The sequence below is a fragment of the Pinirhizobacter sp. genome (assembly GCF_035317885.1).
In the GTDB taxonomy this organism is placed as follows: domain Bacteria; phylum Pseudomonadota; class Gammaproteobacteria; order Xanthomonadales; family Rhodanobacteraceae; genus Pinirhizobacter.
On the sequence record NZ_DATHFX010000092.1, the window covers coordinates 1 to 6,698 of the forward strand.

Here is a 6,698-nt window from a genome sequence, read left to right on the forward strand (position 1 = left end):
CCCATTTACGGAAACTTGCGGCCGACGGCACGCCTGCCCGGGGCACGCCATAGCCCACGGATAGCGTCAGCGTGCTACCTGACATGCGTGTTATCGGCGTTCTCGGTGGTCTCGAACGCCTCGTAGGCACGGACGATCTTGGCAACCAGCGGATGGCGCACCACGTCGCGCGAGGTATAGAAGGTGAAGCTGATGCCTTCGACGCCGCGCAGCACCTCGATGGCGTGGCGCAGCCCCGAGCGGACATGGCGGGGCAGGTCCACCTGGGTCACGTCGCCGGTGATCACCGCCACCGTGCCGAAGCCGATGCGGGTGAGGAACATCTTCATCTGCTCGACGGTGGTGTTCTGCGCTTCGTCCAGGATCACGAACGAGTCGTTGAGGGTGCGGCCGCGCATATAGGCCAGCGGCGCGATCTCGATCACATTGCGCTCGATCAGCTTGGCCACTTTCTCGAAGCCGAGCATTTCGTACAGGGCGTCGTACAACGGGCGCAGGTACGGATCGACCTTCTGGCTGAGGTCACCGGGCAGGAAGCCGAGTTTTTCACCGGCTTCCACCGCCGGACGCACCAGCAGCACGCGCTGCACGCGGTTCGCTTCCAGTGCTTCCACGGCGCTTGCCACGGCCAGGTAGGTTTTGCCGGTGCCGGCGGGGCCGACGCCGAAGTTGATGTCATGCGTGGCGATGGCGTGCAGGTAGCGCGCCTGGTTCGGGCCGCGGCCCTTGATCACGCCGCGCTTGACCTTGATGGCGACTTCTTGCGTGCCCTCGGTGTCGGACACCAGCGCATCCACGCCGCTCTCGGCCAGGTGCAGGTTGATGGCGGCGCCAGTGAGCGATTCGTTCTCCGTGGCTTGATAGAGCGAGCGCAGCACCTTCTCGCCAGCGATGGCGGCGGCTTCCTCGCCGATCACGCGGAAGATGTTGCCGCGGTGGTCGATCTCCACGCCCAGGCGCAACTCCACCTGACGCAGGTGTTCGTCGAAGGGGCCGCAGAGGTTGGCAAGGCGCGCATTGTTTTCCGGGTCGAGCGGGAAGTCGCGCTGGGTAAGGCCGTCGGTCATGGGATCTCGAGATCGGATGGTTTTGGGGGGTCAGAGTTATGACTCTGACCCCATCAAGCAGCCGGGGCGACGGCGTCGTAGCTGGCGACTCGCCCGCGGAGGGAGTTGCTCATCGCCTCGGTGATAGTTACATCGACGAACTGGCCGATCATGCGGGCGTCGCCTGGGAAGTTCACATAGCGCATATTTTCGGTGCGGCCGGTCATCTCGCGCGGGCTCTTGCGGCTGGGTTTTTCCACCAGCACGCGTTGCACCGTGCCCACCATGGCCTGGTTGATGCGGTTGGCATTGGCGGTGACGGCAGCCTGCAGGCGGGTGAGCCGCGCGTGCTTCACCGCCATCGGCGTGTCGTCGGCGAGGTTCGCCGCAGGCGTGCCCGGACGGGAGGAGAAAATGAAGGAGAAGCTCTGGTCGAAGCCGATGTCGCTGATGAGCTTCATGGTTTTCTCGAAATCATCCTCGGTTTCGCCGGGGAACCCCACGATGAAATCCGACGACACGCAGATGTCCGGGCGCACGGCGCGCAGCTTGCGGATCTTCTGCTTGAATTCGATCGCGGTGTAGCCGCGTTTCATGGCCGACAGGATGCGGTCGGAACCGGCCTGCACGGGCAGGTGCAGGTAGTTGGCCAGCTGCGGCACGCTGGCATAGGCCTCGATCAGCGAGTCGGAGAACTCCAGCGGGTGCGAGGTAGTGAAGCGGATGCGGCCGATGCCTTCGATGCCGGCGATGGCGTGGATCAGTACCGCAAGGTCGGCTTCGCCACCATCGAAGGTGGGACCGCGATAGGCGTTGACGTTCTGGCCGAGCAGGTTCACCTCGCGCACGCCCTGGGCGGCCAGCTTGGCCACTTCCACCAGGACATCGTCGAAGGGACGGCTGATTTCCTCGCCACGGGTATAAGGCACCACGCAGTACGAGCAGTACTTCGAGCAGCCTTCCATGATCGAGACGAACGCGGTGGGCCCTTCGGCGCGGGGCTCGGGCAGGCGGTCGAATTTCTCGATCTCGGGAAAGCTGATGTCCACCTGCGGCTTGCCGGTGCGGCGGCGGGCGTCGATCAGCTCCGGCAGCCGATGCAGGGTTTGCGGGCCGAAAACCAGATCGACATAGGGCGCGCGGGAGACGATGGCCGCGCCTTCCTGCGAGGCCACGCATCCACCGACGCCGATCACCACGCCTTCCTTATGCTGTTTGTAGCCCTTCCAGCGGCCGAGCTGACTGAAGACTTTTTCCTGCGCCTTCTCGCGGATCGAGCAGGTGTTGACCAGGATGACGTCGGCCTCGCTTTCATCGAGGGTGAGTTCCAGGCCGTGCGAAGCCTTGAGCACGTCGGCCATCTTGGCCGAGTCGTACTCGTTCATCTGGCAGCCGTGGGTCTTGATGAAAAGCTTGCCGCTCATGGTGTTGCCGCGGTGGGTGGGTCGGTCATTTTACCCGCTATGGCGCCCGGCGTGGGGTGACAACGCCAGGCGCTCCGGCCAAACTCGCGCCATGACGCACCGTGGCCGCCTGACCATCCTCCTGGCCCTGGCGGCCCTGTGGCTCGCCAGTCCCGTGCGCGCGGCCACGCTTTACCGCTGCACCGGAGCCACCGGCGAGACCGTCTTCGCCAGTTCCACGGCCGGCTACAAGGACTGCAAGAAGCTTGATATCCCGGTGTCGGCGCCCTCGCGCCGTGGTCCGGTGAACGCCCGGCCGGTGGCTCAGGGTGTCTCGCCGGCCTCCACGCCGAAGGTCGAACCGGGGCAGAAAGTGGTGGCGGCCCCCCAGGTGGTGGCCCCGAAAAGCCACTGGGACTACCAGGAAACCAGGGATCCTCTGCCGATCGCCGAAGAGCCACCCCAGCCGAAGGCGGCGAAGGTGTTGCGCGGTTCGGTGTACCGGGTGACCCGTGCCGATGGCACGGTGGAATACACCAACGTGGCCCCGGCGGGCACGAAGGGCAGCGCGGTCACCATGCTCTTCAGCTATATCGCCACATGCGTTGCCTGCGACCTGCATTCGAAGATCAACTTCGAGACGGTGGCACTGAACTTGAGCGCCTATGCCGACGTGATCCGCCTGGCCAGCGCCGAATTCGGTGTGGACCAGGCCCTGTTGCGGGCGGTGATCCATGCCGAAAGCGGGTACAACCCGCGTGCGTTGTCGATCAAGGGCGCCCAGGGCCTGATGCAGTTGATGCCCGGCACGGGCCGCGACATGGGCGTGGCCGATGCCTTCGACGCTCAACAGAACATCCGGGGCGGGGCGCGATACCTTGCGATCCTGCTGCGCGCCTTCAACGGCGATGAGCGCCTGGCCGCGGCGGCCTACAACGCGGGACAGCGCTCGGTAGAGAAGTACAACGGGGTGCCGCCGTATGCCGAAACCCAGGTCTATGTCGAGCGCGTGGGCATCCTCCGCCGCCGCTACGGCTCCGCCGTGCGGGCGGGTGCGCCGCTCGCCCTCAGGGCGAATGCGGCGGAATGATCGCCGGGCTGACGCCCTGGGGGTTAGCCGTGGTCTGCACCGGAATCGACGGGCGCTGCACCATCTTCACCGGTGTCGTGAACGGAATGCCGTTGCGCAATCCCGAGACATCCACCGTGCTTCCCGGCGACTGCATGGCCTCGCGGCGGCGCAGGTCGTTGGCATCGACGATGCCCGTGGTGCCGAAACGCAGCAGCACATCGCGAGGCTGGATGCCCGCGGTAGCGGCCGGGCCTCCGGGGTAGACATCGTTCACCATCACGCCGCGCGCGGCGGAGGGCAGGCCGCTGTCCGCCGATACCGCGACGGCGCCGTAGTCGGCGCCCATCCAGCCGCGGGTGACGTGGCCGGTGGCGATGATCTGGTCCAGCACCTGCTTGGCGCTGGCCACCGGGATGGCGAAGCCGATGCCCTCGGCACCCACTGCCTGGCCGATCAGGGCGGTATTGATGCCCACCAGTTCGCCATAGGCATTGACCAGCGCGCCGCCGGAATTGCCCAGGTTAATGGCGGCATCGGTCTGGATGAAGATTTCCGGGCTGGACAGGTTCAACTGGCGGCCCATGGCACTGATGATGCCCATGGTTACTGTCTGGCCGATGCCGAAGGGGTTGCCGATGGCCAGCACCACGTCGCCCACACGTTGCTTATGCGCGGGGGCCGCAAGGGGAATTTCCGGCAGGCTGCCGGCGTCGATCTTCAGCACGGCGAGGTCCGTCTCGTCGTCCGAGCCCACCACGCGGGCCTTGAACACCCGGCCATCGTAGAGCAGCACCTGGATGTCGTAGGCGCTGGCGATGACGTGGTTGTTGGTCAATACATAACCATCGGGCGAGACGATGACCCCCGATCCCAGATTCTGCTCACGGCGTTTGGTCACGGGGCCCGTGGGCACGCGCAGGATGCGTTGCATCACTGGATCGGCAAAAACTTGTGAGGGCTGTTCGCTCACCAGGCGATTGGCATAGATGTTCACCACGGCCGGTGCGGCGCGGCCTACCGCATCGGCATAGCTGGCGGGGCCGGACGCGATCGGTGGCGTGGCCAGGGTCGACGATGATGCTTCCGGCGTGGGCCCGAAGCCCAGCCGCGCGCGCAGCACCTGGCCGGTGCCGGGCCAGACGAGGCCGATGGTAAAGGCAACCGCCAACCCCAACACGACGAACTGGGCGATGAAGGCGATGCCGCGGGCGGCCGGTTTCATGGGTAGAGCGGGTCCTTCGGACGGTCGTCGGATGGCGGCCAATCGGTACTGGTTCGGGAATAACCTCGGACCGGACGTACCAGTGTATGTCAACACGTTCAGTTTTATTGTGTGCCTCGGGGGCAAACGCTACACTAACGCGATTTTTGCGGGTCGTGAAAACCCGCATCTCAATGGCATATGTTCCGGAGAGCCTGATGGCGAACGAAGTCGTCGATCACGGCCGACGCCGTTTCCTCACCATCACCACGGCAGTGGTGGGTGGTGTGGGAGTGGTGGCGGCGGTCGTGCCCTTCATTAAATCCTGGGAGCCGAGCGCCCGCGCGAAAGCCGCCGGTGCACCGGTTACCGCCGACATCTCGAAGATCGAGCCAGGCCAAAAGGTGACGTTTGCCTGGCGCAGCCAGCCGGTTTTCGTGGTTAATCGCACCAAAGACCAGCTCGCCGCGCTTCCCACGCTCGATGGCCGCCTTACGGATCCCAAGTCCGAAGTCACCGACCAGCAGCCGACGTACGCGCAGAACGCCACCCGTTCCATCAAGCCCGAGTGGCTGGTGGTGGTGGGCCTGTGCACGCACTTGGGCTGCGTGCCCGATTTCGAGCCGGTGATGAAGCCTGAGCCGTTCGACCCGAACTGGAAGGGTGGCTTCTACTGCCCCTGCCACAAGTCGCGCTACGACCTGGCCGGCCGCGTCTTCCAGGGCGTTCCCGCCCCGAAGAACCTGCCGGTGCCGCCGTACCACTTCGTGGACGACAACACCATCCAGATTGGCGTCGATCCGAAGGGGGCCGGCTAATGGCTAATGTATTCACCCGCGTGGGCGAGTGGGTCAACGAGCGCGCGCCGAACCTGGCGCCGACTTACCGCAAGCACATGACGGAGTACTACGCACCGAAGAATTTCAATCTTTGGTACTACTTCGGCTCGCTCGCGCTGCTGGTGCTGGTCAACCAGATCGTCACCGGCATCTTCCTCACCATGAACTACAAGACCAGCGCCCTGGAGGCGTTCAATTCGGTCGAGTACATCATGCGCGATGTGGAGTGGGGCTGGCTGATCCGCTACATGCACTCCACCGGCGCCTCGCTATTCTTCATCGTGGTGTTCCTGCACATGTTCCGCGGCCTGATGTACGGCTCGTACAAGAAGCCGCGCGAACTGGTGTGGCTGCTGGGCATGCTGATCTTCCTGGTGCTGATGGCCGAGGCCTTCATGGGCTACGTGCTGCCGTGGGGCAACATGTCGTTCTGGGGCGCCAAGGTGATCATCTCGCTGTTCGGCACGCTCCCGTTCGTTGGCCACGCCCTGGTGGAGTGGATCATGGGCGACTTCCTGCCCGCCGATGCCACGCTCAACCGCTTCTTCGCCCTGCACGTGATCGCCCTGCCGATCGTGCTGCTGTTGCTGGTGGTGCTGCATCTGGCCGCCCTGCACGAAGTGGGTTCGAACAACCCCGACGGCGTTGAAATCAAGAAGGGCCCGAAGGGCAATCGCTGGGACGACCACAAGCCCGCGGATGGCATTCCGTTCCATCCGTATTACACAGTGAAGGATCTCGTCGGCGTCGGCTTCTTCCTGATGATCGCGGCCTTCATCATCTTCTTCGCGCCAACGTTCGGCGGCTGGTTCCTCGAGCACGACAACTACATCCCGGCCAACAACCTGGTCACGCCCACGCACATCAAGCCGGTGTGGTACTTCACGCCGTTCTACGCGATCCTGCGCATGATCCCGTCGATGTTCGGTACGGCCGTGTGGGGCGTGCTCGCCATGTTCGCCGCCATCGTGCTGCTGTTCCTGGTGCCGTGGCTCGACCGCGGGGAAGTCCGTTCCATCCGCTATCGCGGCCTGGGGTTCAAGGTGCTGCTGTTCACCTTCGTAGTGTCCTTCATTGCACTGGGTGCGGTGGGTGCGGGTGTTATCGCCGAGATCATGCCCTCGTGGGAAATCTTCT

Annotated in this window: 6 protein-coding genes; 3 read left to right on the forward strand and 3 right to left on the reverse strand. The window is 64.6% G+C overall.

Features of this window, described 5'->3' with window-relative positions; translation table 11 throughout:
• Window positions 1-74: 74 nt before the first annotated feature.
• Both VK519_RS02895 and miaB read right to left on the reverse strand, forming a co-directional pair.
• Window positions 75-1,067, reverse strand: coding sequence for a PhoH family protein (locus VK519_RS02895; RefSeq protein ID WP_324347493.1), 993 nt, complete (start codon window positions 1,065-1,067; stop codon window positions 75-77).
• Between the two features lie 53 nt (window positions 1,068-1,120).
• Window positions 1,121-2,470 (reverse strand): tRNA (N6-isopentenyl adenosine(37)-C2)-methylthiotransferase MiaB, encoded by a 1,350-nt coding sequence (gene miaB / locus VK519_RS02900; protein WP_324347495.1) that lies wholly within the window; start codon window positions 2,468-2,470, stop codon window positions 1,121-1,123.
• Window positions 2,471-2,561: 91 nt separating this feature from the next.
• Between miaB and VK519_RS02905 the strand changes: the two genes are divergently transcribed.
• Window positions 2,562-3,539, forward strand: a complete 978-nt coding sequence (locus VK519_RS02905) for a transglycosylase SLT domain-containing protein (protein WP_324347497.1) — start codon at window positions 2,562-2,564, stop codon at window positions 3,537-3,539.
• Here the strand turns inward: VK519_RS02905 and VK519_RS02910 are convergent.
• Window positions 3,517-4,743 carry a S1C family serine protease gene (locus VK519_RS02910; protein WP_324347499.1) on the reverse strand — a complete coding sequence of 409 codons (1,227 nt, stop codon included), beginning with the start codon at window positions 4,741-4,743 and terminating at the stop codon, window positions 3,517-3,519. The genes VK519_RS02905 and VK519_RS02910 overlap by 23 nt on opposite strands.
• Window positions 4,744-4,940: 197 nt before the next feature.
• Here VK519_RS02910 and petA point away from each other — a divergent pair, with 197 nt between their 5' ends.
• Window positions 4,941-5,540, forward strand: a complete 600-nt coding sequence (petA, locus tag VK519_RS02915; RefSeq protein WP_324347501.1) for a ubiquinol-cytochrome c reductase iron-sulfur subunit — start codon at window positions 4,941-4,943, stop codon at window positions 5,538-5,540.
• A partial coding sequence (locus tag VK519_RS02920) for a cytochrome b (RefSeq protein ID WP_324347503.1) occupies window positions 5,540-6,698 on the forward strand: 1,159 nt, incomplete at its 3' end. The genes petA and VK519_RS02920, both read left to right, overlap by 1 nt.